This window comes from Burkholderia sp. WP9 (genome assembly GCF_900104795.1).
GTDB lineage: Bacteria > Pseudomonadota > Gammaproteobacteria > Burkholderiales > Burkholderiaceae > Paraburkholderia.
In genome coordinates this window covers 2567172-2583394 of the sequence record NZ_FNTG01000002.1, presented here as the reverse complement: position 1 = coordinate 2583394, position 16223 = coordinate 2567172, and the positions used below count along the sequence as shown (strand labels likewise).

10 protein-coding genes are annotated in these 16223 nt (G+C 64.1%); 2 read left to right on the top strand and 8 right to left on the bottom strand.

The window, feature by feature from the left end; translation table 11 throughout:
• Positions 1-9 precede the first annotated feature (9 nt).
• The 3 genes from BLW71_RS32640 to BLW71_RS32630 form a co-directional block, all read right to left on the bottom strand.
• Complete coding sequence (locus tag BLW71_RS32640; protein ID WP_091806986.1) at positions 10-3261, bottom strand: efflux RND transporter permease subunit; 3252 nt, start codon at positions 3259-3261, stop codon at positions 10-12.
• Positions 3262-3340: 79 nt separating this feature from the next.
• Positions 3341-4816, bottom strand: coding sequence for an efflux RND transporter periplasmic adaptor subunit (locus BLW71_RS32635; protein ID WP_091806984.1), 1476 nt, complete (start codon positions 4814-4816; stop codon positions 3341-3343).
• 10 nt (positions 4817-4826) lie between these two features.
• Positions 4827-6158: a TolC family protein gene (locus BLW71_RS32630; protein ID WP_091806982.1), complete on the bottom strand. Its 1332-nt coding sequence runs from the start codon at positions 6156-6158 to the stop codon at positions 4827-4829.
• 161 nt (positions 6159-6319) lie between these two features.
• On the opposite strand from BLW71_RS32630, the gene BLW71_RS32625 reads away from it, so the two are divergent.
• Complete coding sequence (locus BLW71_RS32625) at positions 6320-7237, top strand: NAD(P)-dependent oxidoreductase (RefSeq protein WP_091806981.1); 918 nt, start codon at positions 6320-6322, stop codon at positions 7235-7237.
• Positions 7238-7310: 73 nt separating this feature from the next.
• Here BLW71_RS32625 and BLW71_RS32620 read toward each other — a convergent pair whose 3' ends face one another.
• The 3 genes from BLW71_RS32620 to sauS all read right to left on the bottom strand — a co-directional run bounded on the left by BLW71_RS32620 (position 7311) and on the right by sauS (position 11970).
• A complete protein-coding gene (locus tag BLW71_RS32620) occupies positions 7311-8693 on the bottom strand; it encodes an MFS transporter (RefSeq protein ID WP_091806980.1) in 1383 nt (460 codons plus the stop codon).
• A gap of 173 nt (positions 8694-8866) precedes the next feature.
• Entirely contained in the window at positions 8867-10528 is a 1662-nt protein-coding gene (locus tag BLW71_RS32615; RefSeq protein WP_091806979.1) for an AMP-binding protein, read from the bottom strand.
• Positions 10525-11970, bottom strand: coding sequence for an acylating sulfoacetaldehyde dehydrogenase (sauS, locus tag BLW71_RS32610; RefSeq protein ID WP_091806978.1), 1446 nt, complete (start codon positions 11968-11970; stop codon positions 10525-10527). Before sauS ends, BLW71_RS32615 begins: the two co-directional genes overlap by 4 nt.
• Positions 11971-12174: 204 nt before the next feature.
• On the opposite strand from sauS, the gene BLW71_RS32605 reads away from it, so the two are divergent.
• The gene (locus BLW71_RS32605; RefSeq protein WP_091806977.1) at positions 12175-12939 is read left to right on the top strand and encodes an IclR family transcriptional regulator; all 765 of its coding nucleotides are present in this window, start codon (positions 12175-12177) and stop codon (positions 12937-12939) included.
• 11 nt (positions 12940-12950) lie between these two features.
• Here the strand turns inward: BLW71_RS32605 and BLW71_RS32600 are convergent, their stop codons facing one another.
• Positions 12951-14261, bottom strand: a complete 1311-nt coding sequence (locus tag BLW71_RS32600; RefSeq protein WP_091806976.1) for an MFS transporter — start codon at positions 14259-14261, stop codon at positions 12951-12953.
• Positions 14262-14432: 171 nt separating this feature from the next.
• Positions 14433-16088: a GMC family oxidoreductase gene (locus tag BLW71_RS32595; protein ID WP_091806975.1), complete on the bottom strand. Its 1656-nt coding sequence runs from the start codon at positions 16086-16088 to the stop codon at positions 14433-14435.
• Between the last annotated feature and the right edge of the window lie 135 nt (positions 16089-16223).

Sequence of the window (16223 nt, the reverse complement as noted above, 5' to 3'; positions counted from 1 at the left end):
GAACCACCTCTAGAAAAAGCCAAGCCGGCGCAGTATCCGCCCCGGCGCGGCTTGCGCCAGCCGGCTCACGGCAACGGCGCGCCACGACGACGCGTGAGCGGTTCGGTACAGCACGGGCAAAACCAGCAGCGTCAGCGCCGTGGACGACAGGATGCCGCCAATCACCACCGTTGCCAGAGGGCGCTGCACTTCCGACCCGGTGCCGGTTGCGAAGGCCATGGGCAAGAACCCGAGCGAGGCGACGAGCGCCGTCATCAAGACGGGCCGCAGACGTGTCACGGCGCCCTCACGAACCGCCGCGTCCAGTTCCACGCCTCGCTCCCGCAGATTTCTGATGAAGGCAATCATGACGAGCCCGTTCAGCACCGCGACGCCCGAGAGCGCAATGAATCCGACCGCTGCGGTAATGGAAAGCGGAATGTCCCTCAACCAGAGCGACAGCACGCCGCCACTCAATGCAAATGGAATACCGGTGAAGACCAGCAAGCCATCCTTAACATTATTGAACATGATGAAGAGCAGGACAAACACCATGAAGAGCGACAGCGGCACGACCAGCTTCAGGCGCTCGCTCGCGCTTTGCAACTGCTCGAACTGTCCGCCCCACGACAACCAGTAGCCCGTCGGCACCTGCACGTCCTGCCGTATCTGCTCGCGCGCATCCGCCACGAACGAGCCGACATCGCGGCCCCGGACATTCGCACTCACCACGACGCGCCGCTTGCCGTCTTCCCGGCTGATCTGGTTCGGACCCGGCGCGAGCTCGACCGTGGCCAGTTCGGCGAGCGGCACGTACGGCGCCTGGACGACGGGCACGCCACCGCCTGCCGCCGACGCGGACGACGGCGCAAACGGGAACGCAGACGGCAACGCAGACGGCAACGCAATCGGCAGCCGCTTGATCGCCTCGATGTCCGAACGCAGTTCGTCCGGCAACCGCACCACGATATCGAAGCGCCGGTCGCCCTGGAACAGCGTGCCGGCCTTCTTGCCGCCCACCGCCGCCGCGACCGTGTCCTGAATGTCGCCGACCGTGACGCCATAGCGCGCCAATTTGTCGCGCTCGACGTTGATGGTCAGAACCGGCAAGCCTGTGGTTTGCTCCACCTTGACTTCGGCGGCGCCCGGCACTTTTTGCAATGCCACCGCGATCTGCTCGCCCGCGCCGTTGAGCACCGCCATGTCGTCGCCAAAGACCTTCACCGCCACGTCGCTACGCACCCCCGAGATCAATTCGTTAAAGCGAAGCTGAATGGGTTGAGAGAATTCATACGCATTCCCTGGCAGCTCTGCGAGCACCGCTTCGATCTCCTCCACCAGCTTCTCGCGCGACTTGTTCGGATCGGGCCACTGGTCCGTCGGCTTGAGCATGATGTAGCCGTCCGACAGGTTGGGCGGCATCGGGTCCGCTGCGATTTCGGCGGTGCCCGTGCGGGCAAACACGCGTTCGATTTCCGCAAACCGTTGCTTCAACGTCTTCTCAATGGCCATTTGCATGCTGACCGACTGGGAGAGACTCGTGCCCGGAATGCGCAGCGCGGCGACGGCGAGGTCTCCCTCGTTCAGACTCGGGACGAACTCGCTGCCAAGGCGCACCGCCAGCCCGGTACTCAACGTGACGATCACCACCGCGCCGACAAACACCCGTCTCGGACGCGTCATGAAGGCGGCGAGCAGCGGTTCGTAGAGCCGCCTCGCCCAGCCCATCAAGCGATTTTCCTTTTCTTCGACGCGTTTGCCGATAAACAGCGCAATAGCAGCAGGAATGAAGGTGACTGTCAACACCATCGCAGCGGCCAGCGCCATCACGACGGTGATCGCCATGGGGTGAAACATTTTCGCCTCGACGCCTGTGAGCGCGAAGATCGGCAAGTAGACCACCATGATGATCAGTTGACCGAATATCAACGCGCGCCTCGCTTCCTGCGACGCGCCGAACACTTCGGCGAAACGCTCCTCGCGGGTCAGCGGCCGGCCGGCGAGCTTCTGCGCATGCGCGAGCCGCCTGACGCAGTTTTCCACGATCACCACCGCGCCGTCGACGATGATGCCGAAGTCGAGCGCACCCAGACTCATGAGGTTGGCACTCACCTTCGCGTTGACCATGCCGGTGAACGTGATCAGCATGGAAAGCGGAATGACGAGCGCTGTAATCAGCGCGGCGCGCAGGTTGCCGAGGAAAAGAAACAGCACGGCGATCACGAGCACCGCGCCTTCGAGCAGGTTCTTCTTCACCGTCTGCACCGCCTTCTCAACGAGAACGGTGCGGTCGTACACCGGAATCGCGCGCACACCCGCGGGCAGTGTGCGATTCACGTCGTCCATCCGGCTCGCGACGGCCTTCGAAACGGTGCGGCTGTTTTCTCCCATCAGCATGAATACGGTGCCGAGCACCACCTCTTCGCCGTTCGAGGTCGCGGCGCCCGTCCGCAATTCACGGCCGATATCCACCTGTCCGACATCCTTGATGCGAACCGGCACGCCGCCCACGTTGGTCAGCACGACATTGGAAATGTCGTCCACCGAGCGCGCCTGGCCGGGCACCCGCACGAGATACTGTTCGCCGCGTTTTTCGATGTAACCGGCGCCGACGTTGTCGTTGTTGCGTTCGAGCGAGCGCACCACGTCCGCCAGCGTCAAGCCATAGGACATGAGCTTGGCGGGATTCGGCGCGACCCGGAACTCCTTCACGAAACCGCCGATGGAATTCACCTCGGTGACACCCGGCACATTGCGCAGTTGTGGCTTGATGACCCAGTCCTGAAGCTCGCGCAGGTCCGCGGGCGTGTAACGGGTCCCGTCAGGCTTGACGGCCGACGCGTCAGCCTCGACTGTCCACAGGTAGATCTCGCCGAGACCCGTGGACGTCGGACCCATTGCCGGCGTGGCGCCGGGCGGCAGCTTGTCTTTGGCTTCCTGAATCCTTTCGTTGACGAGCTGACGTGCGAAGTAAATGTCGGTGCCGTCCTCGAAGATCACCGTGACCTGCGACAGCCCGTAGCGCGAGATGGAACGCGTCTGCGCCAGATTGGGAAGACCGGCCATCGCGGTCTCCACCGGGTACGTAATGCGTTGCTCCGCTTCGAGCGGCGAATAACCCGGCGCGGAGGTATTGATCTGAACCTGAACATTGGTAATGTCGGGCACGGCGTCGATAGGCAACTTCTGATAGCTGTACACGCCGACCGCCGCGACAGCGGCAATGGCCAGCATGACTAACCAACGGTGCGCGATGGCGAAGCGAATCAGTCTCTCGAACATGGAGATGGTCCTTTGGAACCGGGTGACGGGAGCGCGGCCTGCCCGCGGCAGGTGCGAGGCGCTTCATGGCGTCAGGGCGTCAATGTCCCTCGACACTGCCTTTTCCGAGTTCAGCCTTGAGGACGAAACTGTTCGAAGCGGCGTACTTTTGACCCGGCCGAAGTCCGCTCACGACTTCGACGACCTTGTCGTCGCGGCGTCCGGTCTGAACGGTCTGAGCGACGAAGCCACCACGCGATTGCACGAAGACGGCGGGCGAGCCGTCGATGTCTTGCAACGCATCGGCCGCCACGGCGAGCGGCACGCTTTGCCGGCCGGCGTCCACCGACACATTGACGAACATGCCCGGCCGCCACGCTCCGTCGGGATTGGGCAGTACCACGCGCGCCGGCGCGGTACGGGTTTGCTCGCCGAGCAGCGCGCCGACATAGGCCACCGGACCGCTGGATGTCGACTCGAATGCGGCGGCGCTGACGGTGGCGTCGCGACCGACGCGCACATCGTTCAAACGCTGGGCCGGCACCGCCATCTCGGCCCACACGGAGGAGAGGTCGGACAGAACGAAGAGCCTGGCGTCCGCCGCGATCGCTTCGCCGGGCGTCGCATGCTTTTCGACCACGGTGCCGGCAAACGGCGCGCGCAACTCGTAGCGATTCAATGCGTCCGCCGACGCCGGCGCATTCAGCGCGGCGAGTTTCGCGCGGGCGTTCTGCGTGGCGATCTCGGCTTCGCGCAATTGCACCTGCGCCTGCAGATAGTCCTGCTCGGCCGAGATGCGCTCTTGCCACAAGGTCTTTTCGCGTGCGTACGAAGTTCTCGCCGCGGCGAGCCGGCGCTCCGCGCTGAGCAGTTCACTTCTGCGATCGGCAAGATCGGTGCTGGCAATGACCGCCAGCACTTGCCCTCGCACGACTTGCTCGCCGGTCGACACACCCACCCGTTCCACGATGCCCGCCACACGCGGCACGACGTGGGCGGTGCGATCCTCGTTGAAGCGGATTTCGCCGGGCAGCTGGAATGTCGTGAGAATCTGGGCAGGACCGACTTCGCCGAGGCGAATCTGGGCCGCCTCGATTTGCGCCGCACTGAGCGCGATCGCGCCATCGGCCTGGGAAAAAACGAACGACGCGGATTGCCCGCGCCACTTCAGGTCGATGGTTGCGTCGAATACGTGAGGCTTGCCGATCGGTTCGGCGGAGGTCCACTTCTGGCCTGCCGGCACAAACGGAAGCGGCAGCTTCGAGCCGTCGTAGCGAGTGATGGAGCCCGACACGGCGACGCCTTTGTCCGCCTGCTGGCCGTCGATAAGAGGATAGACGACGAGGCGCGCGTCCCCCGGCTTCTCGGAGAGCACGATTTCGACGGATAGTGCGCCGTCGCCGAGAACCGTGCCTCCGTTCCGGCCGGGCAAAGCCTGCGCTGCCGCTGAAGTGTGCACGGCCCCCGAAGCGCCTTCAGCATTCGACGACTCGCGCGTCAACGCGAAAGCGGCGAGCGCGATGCTCACACTGCCGAGGGTCGCCACAACGGCGATGATGAGTTTTCTGCGCGGCATGACAAGTCCTTCACGGTAAGCGTGGCGATGGGTCCGCGGTGTTGCGCGAGGAGACGTCGGCGAGCGGCACGCCGACAATCCGGCCGATGTCGGCGTAGGCAAAGTGCGCGTCGGCCAGTGCCTGCACGTATTGCGACTGGCCCTGGAATAACGTGCGCTGCGCGTCCAGCACATCCAGAAAGGCGAACTTGCCGAGTTCGTAGCCGCGCGACATTGCGTCGAGCGCCTCACGCGCGGCTGGCAGCACGTCGGTTTTCAGGCGCCGTGCTTCCAGATTCGATCTCTCGTAGTTGGCGTAGGCCTGCGTCAGCTCCAGCTGCAAGCGGGCTGTTTCGCTGTCGAAGTCGGCGCTCGCCTTTCCGGCTTTGTGAACCGATTCGAGCAGCGCGCCTTTGTTGGTGTCGAAAATCGGAAGCGGAATCGACACGCCGACCACCGCCTGGTTGCCGGGAACGCCGCCCGTGACGACGCGCTTCATGCCCACGCTGAACGTGACATCGGGGATGCGCTTTGCGCGCTCCACGGAAATCGCGGCGTTGGCCCGCAGCGTCTCCGCCTTTGCGGCGCGCGCAAGCGGCGCGTCGGACAGGTGAGGCAGGAGTTGCGAAAGCGCCCCGATCGCCGGCACGCTTTCTATGTCGCCGCTCACCGGGCGTCCTCGCACGAGCGGGCTGCCCGTCACGTTCGCGAGCTTCTCCGCTGCGATCGTCAGCCGCGTGGCGGCGTTGGCCTGTTCGATCTGCACGCCGGTCGCGGCGACCCGCGCCTTCGTCGCCTCCACCGGCGACACCTTGCCGGCCCGCGCGCGTTTTTCCGCCAGTTCCGCCGAGCGCGCCGCGATTCCGGCGGACTCCTGCGCGACCCGCAGCTGACGTTGAGCCGCGAGCAATCCGTAAAACGCGGCGATGACGTCCGCGCGCAGGGCCGCGCCGCGCGCGTCGAGCGATGCCAGCGCCACTTCGCGCCCATAGGACGCGACGTCGAGGCGCGCCTGACGCTTGCCGCCGAGTTCGACGGTCTGGTTGAGCAGCGCCGTCGAAGTGCGATCGGTGCCGCCGAACCCCTCCTGCAGCAGCGAGATCTGTGGATTGGGCCGGGCGCCCGCCTGCATGAACGTCCCGCTCGACGCATCCGCGTCGGCGCGTGCGCCGCGAAGCAACGGGTTGTTCCCGGCCGCGATCCCGAGTGCCTCGTCGAGCGGCAAGGCGAGGCTCTCGCGCGCCGCGGCCTGGGCAGTCGACGGCGCAGGTGGACTGAGCGGCGCAAGCGATGTTGCCGGCTCTCCGTAAGCCGTGCTCACCGCAGCAAGCGCAAGAACGGCAGCAAGGTGACGCGTGAGCATAGGTAGGTGAACCGTTGACCAGGTGCGACCGATGCTACGGCGCTGCCGCAGTGCCAACATGGCGGAAAAATGAGATTTTTGTCATCTTCGGGGCTGCCCGGACGGCCGCACCCTGATAATTACCCCACCCTCCCCAACCCAGCCCAGCTTATGGAGCCCCAATGAATCAACCCATCGCACAGCCCGCCCCATCCACCGTTCGCCGTGTCGCGTTTCTCGGTCTCGGCGTAATGGGCTACCCCATGGCCGGCCATCTCGCGAAAGCAGGCCTCGACGTGACCGTGTACAACAGGACCGCGTCGAAAGCTCAACAATGGGTGTCCGAGTACGGGGGCCGCGCGGCCGGCACCCCGCGGGAAGCCGCGGACGGCGCCGAACTGGTGCTCGCGTGCGTCGGCAACGACGACGATCTGCGCAGCGTCACGCTCGGAGACGACGGCGCGTTTGCCGGCATGGCCTCAGGGTCCGCGTTCGTCGATCACACGACAGCGTCCGCGAACGTCGCGCGCGAACTGGCTGAAATCGCGGGCCGGAAAGGTCTGCACTTCATCGACGCGCCTGTATCCGGCGGTCAGTCCGGCGCGCAGAACGGCAAGCTGACGATCATGTGCGGCGGCGAGCCGGCCATCTTCGAGCAGGCCTCGCCGGTGCTCGCGCACTACGCGGCGGCCGTCACGCTGATTGGTGCCGTCGGCGCCGGGCAACTGGCGAAAATGGTCAATCAGATCTGCATCGCCGGCATGGTTCAGGGGCTCTCCGAAGCGATCAACTTCGGCCAGCTCGCGGGCCTCGACATGCCGCTCGTGCTGCAGGTGATCGGCAAGGGCGCGGCGGCCAGCTGGCAGATGGACAATCGCGGCAAGACCATGATCGACGGCAAGTTCGACTACGGTTTTGCCGTCGACTGGATGCGCAAGGACCTCGGCTTCTGTCTCGACGAAGCGAAGCGCAACGGCGCGTCGCTGCCGGTGACGGCGCTCGTCGACCAGTTCTATGCCGACGTGCAATCGCTCGGCGGCAACCGCTTCGACACGTCGAGCCTGATCTGGCGCTTGCGCGCGCTCAAGCCGGCCAGATGAACCTGTCCGGCGCGCCTCTAGCCGCCGCCTTGCTTCGGTTGCCTGCTTCAGTTGCCTGCTTCAGTTTCTTGCTTCACTTGCGCCACCGCAACGGCCGGCGCAAGTGATGGCGCTCCAGCCGCACCGCCGCCCCCGCCGGCAGGAACGACGCCATGCCGCCGAGTTCTCCGCCGGCGGCGCGCTCGCGCTCCTCGTCGGCCTCGACGGTCTTGCCGGTGTCGATGAATAGCGCCGCCACGATACCGACCGCTAGCAGGCCGGCAGAGATATTGAACGGCACGTTGTAGCTGCCGGTCTTCTCGATCAGATAGCCGAATACCACGGGCGACACCATCCCTGCCACGCCGAAGCCCGTGTTCATCATGCCGCCGGCCGTGCCCGCATACTTGCCGGCAATGTCGAGCGGCAAAGTCCACAGCACGGGGTTGGTGATTTCAAGGAAGAAGAACGAAGCCGACAGGAACCACACGGCCGTGAGCGGATCAGTGGCGGAGACCATCGGCAGCAGAAACACCAGCGAGCCGCCCATGCCCACCACCAGCACCGCACAGCGAGCGAAGCGCAAACGGCCGGTCATCTTGTAGAGCTTGTCCGACACCACGCCGCCGAGCGTGTCGCCGACCACCCCCGCGAGCAGCGGCAGCGCGGTGAAAAGCGCCAGTTGCTTGAGATCGAATCCGCGCGACTCGCGCAGATAGGACGGCAGCCAGGTCAGATAGACCCACAGCAGCCAGCCATAGCAGAAGTCGACAAAGGTGACGAGCCACATCCGGCGCACCAGTTTGCGCCACGGTGTAGCCGCGTGCTTCGCGCGGTCGCAATCGCCGGCGCGGTAGCCGATTTCTGCGGTTTCCTCGGGCGTGATGCGCCGGTTCTGCTCCGGCGAGTTAGTGAATACGAAGAGATAAAGTACGGTCCACGCGAGGCTCGCGATGCCGAGCAGAATGAACGCGTCGCGCCAGCCGCCCGTGGCCACCACGGCCAGTACGAGCGGCGGCGTGACCGCGCCGCCCAGACGCGCGAAGCTGTGGGTAATGCCCTGCGCGAAGCCACGCTCGGCGACCGGCATCCAGTAAGTAAAGGCGCGCGTCGCGGTAGGAAACGCGCCGCCTTCGCCGACACCGAGCGCGAAGCGCATCAGGACCAGCATCGTGACGCTGCCCGCGAAGCCCGTAGCCAGCGTGGCCACGCCCCAGATCAACGAAAGCACCGTGAGCACCAGTTTCGGACCGAACTTGTCGGCGAGCCAACCGCCAACAATTTGCATCGCCGCATACGGATAGGCGAAGGCCGAGAACACCAGGCCGAGCTGAACGGTCGTGAGGCCCATCTCGTGACGGATCAACGGACCGGCCACGGCAATGTTCACGCGATCGATGTACGAGATGAAATACATCAGGCACATGACCGCCAGGATGATATGGCGTGTCTTGACACGTCGGATACGGGTTTCCATGCTGTCTCCTGTCGACCAGAGCTGGCGCGTGGGCGCTTACCCTGATCCCATGCAAAGGTTGGCTGTCTCTTTTATGTGTAACGACCGCGGCCTTGCCGGCCATACGATCTACCGCGTTGCGCCCAGTGCCGTGACCCGGCCCGCGCTTGCCGCCGCCGACCGGCGGCGCGCCGTCAAGTGGGCACCAGCTTGAGGCGCTGCACCTTGCCCGAAGGGCCGCGCGGCAGTTCGTCGACGAAACGGAACTCCTTCGGCGTCTTGTAGCGACCCAGCTCGCGCACGCAGTGTTCGCGCAGGTCCGCCGGATCAGGTGCGGCCCGTCCGCCGCTCAGACGCGGCACCACGAAGGCGACGATCTCCTGACCGTAGGCCGGATCGGGCACGCCGACCGCCGCGACATCCAGCACATCGGGATGCCGCAACAACGCTTCATCGATTTCGCGCGGCGCTATGTTCTCGCCGCCCTTGATGATCAGTTCCTTGGCACGGCCGTTGATGTAGAAATAACCGTCCGCATCGCGATAACCGAGGTCGCCGGTGCGCAGCCAGCCATCCGCGGTAAATGCCGCCGCCGTTTCTTCGGGCCGCTTGTAATAGCCGCCCATCACCTGCTCGCCGCGCAACACCAGTTCGCCGCATTCGTTGGCGGCGCACTCACGCCCTGCCCGGTCGATCACCCGCGCCTCGCCACCCGACGGCAGACCGATGCTCCCGATACGCCGCCGGCCCATTTCATACGGATTGCTAAAAACCGGTGCGGCGGTTTCCGTCATACCCATGGTTTCGATCACGCCGACCCCGAAGCGCGCTTCGAACGCGCGATGATGATCGGCAGGCAAAGCCGCCGACGCGCTGCGGCAAAACTTCAGCGCCGACAGATCGTAGGTGCACGCTTCGTCGGCATTGAGCAGATAGGCGACGATGGTCGGCACCACGTTGATCCATGTGCAGGCATGAAGCGCGACATCGCGCCAGAACGTCCGCGCGGAGAAGCGCGATGTCATGACTGCCGAGCCGCCATGGAACAGTGGCGCGAGCAAGGTCACGACAAGTCCGTTAATGTGATAAAGCGGCAACGATGCAAGCACGCGATCGTCGGAGCTCAGGCGGTGTTCGACGCTGATATTGCGGGCATTGGCAACCAGGTTGCGATGCGTCAGCAGAACGCCTTTGGGCGTGCCCGTGGTGCCCGAGGTGTACATCAGCAACGCGACGTCGTCAGCGGCCGGCTCATGCGCCGACGCGCTGTCCGGCGCGCATTGTGGATCGCGCGTCGCGGACGCAGGTGCCAGCGCGGCTGTAACGGACCTGGCCGCCATAGGCGCGCCCGTTTCAGCCAGAGCGGGCTCGCGCCTGGCGAGAGAAGGCGGCTCGGCTTGCACCGGGTCGGTCTCGATCAACGCGATCTCGCGGGTCAGCCCGGCGGTGCGCAACTCGGCGACGGCCGTATTGATTACCGCGTGCGTGTCGCGTCCGGTGAAGATCATCCGCGTATCGGAGTGGTCGACGATATAGCGCACCTGCGATGGCTGGCACAGCAGATTGAGCGGATTCGCGACGAGCCCGCTGTACATGGCCGCGAGCAAAAGACGGGCGGTCTGGATGCCGTTGCCCATGAACACGGAAATGACGTCGCCCGGCCGCAGCCCGGCTTCACTGAAGCGTGCCTCCAGCACGCGGCAGTCGTCGCGCAATTCGCGAAAGGTCAGCACAGTCGCGCGCCGGTCGCGGACCGCTGGTTCATCGTCGTCGAGTGCGGCCAGCAGGAATGGTTTGTCCGGATGCTGTGCGGCGCGCTCGTCGATCAGCGCGCGAATGGTGGCGGGCGTGTTCATCGGCCGTACCTCACGAAGAAGTCACCGAGCAATTCGTCCGTTTCCGGCACGCGCTCTTCGATCGGATAGGCGACCCGCGTGGTGTTCAGATAGTGGCGAAAGCCCAGATTGCCGGAGAAGTTATTGCGCCCCCACGTGCCGCAGCCCATCGACAGCGAAAACGGCAAGCCGTTATCGAAGTTGCCGCCCGTGGCGAGGCAATGCGCCTGATTCACGATCACGCGCGCCACGGGCAATGTGAGCCCGAGCTGGACCGCTTGCGCCGCATCGCTTGAATGCAGTCCGACCGAGTGACCGGCTCCCATATACGTATAGATGCCGCGCACCACTTCGGCCGCCGCATCGAAGCCGGCGGCACGATACACCGCAAGAACCGGTGAGAGTTTTTCGCCGGAGAACGGATAGTCGCTGCCCGCGCCGCTTTCGTCCACCATCAGAAATTTGGGGTGGCGCGCCGCCACTTCGTCGAGGCCCGCTACGCGCGCAATCACCTCCGCGGACTTCGCCGTGCATTGTTCGGAGAGCTTGCCGTTGACCCACATCACCGCTTGCAAACGGGCCTTCCCGGCAGCGTCGAGGAGCACGCCGCCGCACGCGGCGAGTTCGGCGAGCATCGGCGCATAGATGGCGTCTTCGATCACGATGCTGTTTTCCGACGAACAGCTCGTTGCATTGTCGAACGTTTTCGAGCGCAGAATCTTGCGCGCCGCATCATGCAGATCGGCGGACGCGGTCACGATCGAAGCGACGTTGCCCGCGCCCACGCCGAACGCAGGCGTCCCGCTTGCATACGCCATACGCACGTTCGCCTGCGAGCCGGTGGCCACGACCAGATCGCACTGCCGCATCAGCGCGGCCGTCGCCGCCTTGCTGATCGGCGCGGGCAACATCTGCACGAGGTCGGCATCGATACCCGCTTTGGCGAATTGCGCGTGAATGAACCCAACCAGCAGCGCGCAGGACGAGTAACCTTTGGGCGACGGCGCGACGATTACCGCATTGCCGCATTTGAGCGCGTTGATGATCTTGTTCGCAGGCGTCGCCGCCGGATTGGTCGAGGGCGTGATCGCCGCCACCACGCCGACGGCTCGCGCGATTTCGACGATACCGTTTTCCTTGTCCTCGGCAATCACGCCGGTGGTCTTCTGTGCGTGCAGATCGCGCAACAGGCCGAGCGTTTTGCGATAGTTCTTGCGGAATTTGTCGTCGGCATTACCGAGACCCGTATCGTGTACGGCGCATTCCGCCAGTTGCCGGTTGCGCGCCGGCTCCATGATGGCCCATGCGGCGGCGGCGGCGGCGGTGTCGAGCACCTGTTGCCCCGCACTCTCGAAAGCGCGCTGCGCCGCGCGCGCCCTCGCAACGAGCGCTGCAACGATGCGCTCGGCTTCGCCGTCCGCATGGTGCCCCGCGATTTCGACTCCTGTGGCTCTGACGTTCATATGGGTTCGCTCCGCGTGAATAGATTGATTGCAGTGCTATCAATCTAGCCAGCGGTGCTTTGGGCGAAGTCCCGTTTTTCGAGCTATCCATTGCAGTGCGTTTGCCCGCATCGGAAAACGCAAAATTCGGTACTTTCCATAGTCCCGAAAAACAATGAAGTCGATGCAAAATCAACCCTGTGAACACGCGGACGAGGAAGTGGAATGTCGACGTCAAACCAGTCGAATGCAGCCGCAGTGCGCGCGTTTCGCGTTCTCGAAACGCTTGCCGAAGCGGGCGGCCCGCTTTCGATGACGGAACTCGTCAACGCGCTCGGCCTGCCCAAGCAGACCGTCCACCGGATCCTCGTTCAACTGATGGATGCGTGGCTCGTCACGCGTGGCGCGGGCGACCGTCTTTACGAATGTTCGCCGCGCGTGCGCATGCTCGCCGTCAACGTGTTGATGCATGCGGGACCGGCGGCCGCCCGCCACGTGCTGCTCGAACAACTGGTGGCGAAAATCGGCGAGACCTGCAATCTGACCATGCTCTCCGGCAACGATGTCGTCTACGTGGATCGCGTCGAAACCGAGTGGCCGCTGCGCATGCACCTGCAGCCGGGCTCACATGTGCCGCTGCATTGCTCGGCGAGCGGCAAGCTGTTGCTCAGCTTTCTGCCGAAGGACCGACGCGAGCGCGTCATTGAAACGCTGCCGCTGCGCGGCTATTCCGAGCGAACGATTACCGATCGCGACGCGTTGCGCAAGGAACTGAGCACCACCCGGCGCCGGCTGCTTGCAATCAACAATCAGGAACATCTGCAAGGGCTGATCGCGATTGCCGTGCCCGTGATGCTGGATCGCAATCGCGCCTGCGCGGCAATTGCCGTGCAGGCGCCGGTGGGAAGAGTCACGCTCGACGATCTGCTCGCCTTCGTGCCCGATCTGCGCTACGCGGCGGAAGAGACCGCGAAGACGTTTCGGGAATGACGCCGCGCGGGTTATGACCTTGCATGGACGACCGCGTCGAAGGAGCCCGCCCGCTTTCTTTCGATCGCACGCACCGAAAGCGCTGATATCAAGGCCGAGAACAGCACATACGCGCACACTGTCCAAGGCTTGCCGCCGTTCAGTCGCATCAGGATCGTCGCAATGATCGGGGTGAGCCCACTCGCGAAAATGCCCGAGAACTGATACACGAACGAGATACCCGTATAGCGCACTTCGGCGTCGAATAGTTCGGCAAACAATGCCGCCTCCGGACCGTACACCATCGCGTAGAAGATGCCGAACGGCACCACGATCGCAGCCCAGATCAACAGCGTGTTGGCCGGCTGCATTTCGATTAGCCAGAAAGCCGGAAACACCGATAAGCCGCAAATCAGCGAACCCCAGAAATAAACGCGCGTACGGCCGAGCTTGTCAGACATGCTGCCGAACAGCGGGATGAAAAAGCACATCACGCCGGCCGCGATCATTACGCCGAGCAACGCGTCGGTGCGGCTCATCGAGACATGTTGCGTGAGGTAGCCGATCGAAAAGACGGCGAAGATATTGAAGAACACGCCGTCGATATAACGCGCGCCCATGCCGAGCATCACGGAACCGCGATAGCGCGTCATCATGTCGACGAACGGAATCTTCGCTTCGCGCCGATTGCGTTTGAGCGCGATGAATTCGGGCGTTTCCATCACCTTGGCGCGAATATAAAGGCCGATCAGAACCAGACCGAGCGACGCGCCGAACGCGATCCGCCAGCCCCACGACAGGAACGCCGCTTCGGGCAGCAAACGCGAGAGGCTCGCCACCATTCCCGATGCAAGGCATAACCCGATCGACAGACCGATCTGCGGCAGACTCGCATATAACCCGCGCTGTGCCGGAGGGGCATATTCATACGCCATCAAGACCGCGCCGCCCCATTCGCCGCCGAGCCCGATGCCTTGCAGCACGCGCAGCGACAACAGCAGGATCGGCGCCCAGATGCCGATCTGCGCGTAGGTCGGCACGAACGCGACGCCTGCCGTCGAGATTCCCATGATGATGAGTGTCAGGATCAGCGCCGACTTGCGACCGATGCGGTCGCCGAAATGGCCGAATATCACGCCGCCGAGTGGCCGCGTCACGAATCCCACCGCAAACGTCGAATACGCAAGCAGCGTCGACACCAGCGGATCGTTGGCCGGAAAATAGAGCTTGTTGAAAACAATGCCGGCGACAACGCCGTAAAGAAAAAAGTCATACCATTCGACGGTCGCGCCGATCACGCTGGCGAACGCAACGCGGCGGATAGCACGGGGATCGATTGCCATAGCAGCAGCTCCTCAATGGAGGGCCGTCCCGCCTGTGTCGACAGGCGGCCGGCCGATAACCCCAGTTGTCTCCTCCGGGGCGGTTTATGTGCAGACCGCAAAGCGCCCATTCACCGGACGACTCGCGGCTGCGTATTGCGGCGGACCATGCCCGCCGTCGTGTTGCACCTGCTACGCGGCTACTTTCGCCGCCGGCGTCGTCGCCACACCACGATCAACGCCGCTTGCGTCATGCAGAATCATGTCCGACGCTTTTTCGGCCACCATCACGATCGGCACATTCGTATTGCCCGATACGAGCGTCGGCATGATCGAGCAATCGACCACGCGCAGCCCCTGCGTGCCGTACACGCGCAGGCGCTCGTCGACCACCGCGAGCGGATCGCCGGCCGCGCCCATCTTTGCTGTACCAGATGGGTGGAAAATTGTCTGTCCGTACTCGCGGCAGAAGTCCAGCAGTTCATCGTCGGTCTGCGCGTGCGCGCCCGGCCGCACCTCGCGTTTCATCAGCGACGCCATCGGCTCCGCGGCCGCGACGCGGCGCGCGAAACGCACGCCGGCGATCGTCGTGCGCCGGTCCAGATCGGTGTCCAGATAGTGCGGCTGGATGGACGGCGCTTCGCGCGGATCCGCGCTGCGAATGCGCACCACGCCGCGCGATTCGGGGCGCAACTGGCAGATCGAGTAAGTGCAGCCAGGAAAGTCGTGAACATTGCCGCCGGCGGAATCAGCCGACAAGGTCGAGAAATGGAACTGAATGTCCGGTGTCGCCGATTCCTCCGGCAATGCCCGGCAGAACATGCCACCCTGGTTGATGCCGACCGCGAGCGGACCGCCGCGCATCAGCGCCCATTGCAGCCCCATCCTGGCGCGCCCCGTCCACGACCGCAGTAGATCGTTGGTCGTGATCGGTTTCGTCACTTCATAGATCAGGCGGATTTGCAGATGGTCCTGCAGGTTCTCGCCGACGCCCGCGCGATTGGCCACCACAGGAATGCCGAACTCGCGCAGCAGCGCGGCCGGTCCCACGCCGGACAGTTGCAGCAATTGCGGAGATTGGAGCGCCCCCGCGGTCAGGATGACTTCGCGACTGGCGCGCACTTCCCGCAACTCGCCGTGTTGCCGATACTGCACGCCACAGGCGCGGGTTCCCTCGAACAGAATCTTCGACGCCATCGCGTCGGTTTCCACACGCAGGTTCTTGCGCTGCCGCGCGGGCTTCAGATAAGCCACGGCGGTCGAGCACCTGAAGCCGCGGCGGGTAGTCAGCTGATAATAGCCGACGCCTTCCTGATCGCCCGTATTGAAGTCGTCGATGGTTGCCACGCCTAACGAATTCGAGGCCGCGATAAAGGCGTCGACCAGTTCGTGCCGCTGCTTGATCGTCGAGGCCCACAGCGGGCCGTCCACACCGCGCGTCGGGCCTTCGCCCAATTCGTTGTGTTCCAGCCGCCTGAAATACGGCAGGCAGTCTTTCCAACTCCAGCCGCGATTGCCGAGCCTGGCCCAGCGATCGTAATCGTCCTTCTGCCCGCGCACATAGATCAGACCATTGATGGAACTGCTGCCGCCCAGCGTGCGGCCGCGCGGCCAGTAGAGCCGGCGGTTGTGCATGTTCGGATCGGGATCGGTATAGAAGCCCCAGTTGTAGACCGGGTGAAACATCGTCTTGCCATAACCGATAGGGATATGAATCCACATGAAGCGATCGGCGGGGCCGGCTTCGAGTAGACACACCGAGTAGCGGCCGCCTTCGGAAAGCCGGTTGGCCAGCACGCAACCCGCCGATCCCGCGCCGACGACCACAAAGTCGAATCGGTCTGCCATGTGAAGTGTCTCCTGCATGTTTTATAAAAACCGGTATGTTTCGTTGAAATTTATGTTCAGCCGGTTTCCTGTTCAAGAGATTCCCGCTAATATCGGCGCATGTGAAACAGAAACAGCTGTTTTTGTTTCACTTTT

What these genes read in the sequence shown, in the direction of transcription:
- BLW71_RS32640 (WP_091806986.1), bottom strand. Translation starts at nt 3,261, where the DNA reads ATGTTCGAGAGACTGATTCGCTTCGCCATCGCGCACCGTTGGTTAGTC.
- BLW71_RS32635 (WP_091806984.1), bottom strand. Translation starts at nt 4,816, where the DNA reads ATGCCGCGCAGAAAACTCATCATCGCCGTTGTGGCGACCCTCGGCAGT.
- BLW71_RS32630 (WP_091806982.1), bottom strand. Translation starts at nt 6,158, where the DNA reads ATGCTCACGCGTCACCTTGCTGCCGTTCTTGCGCTTGCTGCGGTGAGC.
- BLW71_RS32625 (WP_091806981.1), top strand. Translation starts at nt 6,320, where the DNA reads ATGAATCAACCCATCGCACAGCCCGCCCCATCCACCGTTCGCCGTGTC.
- BLW71_RS32620 (WP_091806980.1), bottom strand. Translation starts at nt 8,693, where the DNA reads ATGGAAACCCGTATCCGACGTGTCAAGACACGCCATATCATCCTGGCG.
- BLW71_RS32615 (WP_091806979.1), bottom strand. Translation starts at nt 10,528, where the DNA reads ATGAACACGCCCGCCACCATTCGCGCGCTGATCGACGAGCGCGCCGCA.
- sauS (WP_091806978.1), bottom strand. Translation starts at nt 11,970, where the DNA reads ATGAACGTCAGAGCCACAGGAGTCGAAATCGCGGGGCACCATGCGGAC.
- BLW71_RS32605 (WP_091806977.1), top strand. Translation starts at nt 12,175, where the DNA reads ATGTCGACGTCAAACCAGTCGAATGCAGCCGCAGTGCGCGCGTTTCGC.
- BLW71_RS32600 (WP_091806976.1), bottom strand. Translation starts at nt 14,261, where the DNA reads ATGGCAATCGATCCCCGTGCTATCCGCCGCGTTGCGTTCGCCAGCGTG.
- BLW71_RS32595 (WP_091806975.1), bottom strand. Translation starts at nt 16,088, where the DNA reads ATGGCAGACCGATTCGACTTTGTGGTCGTCGGCGCGGGATCGGCGGGT.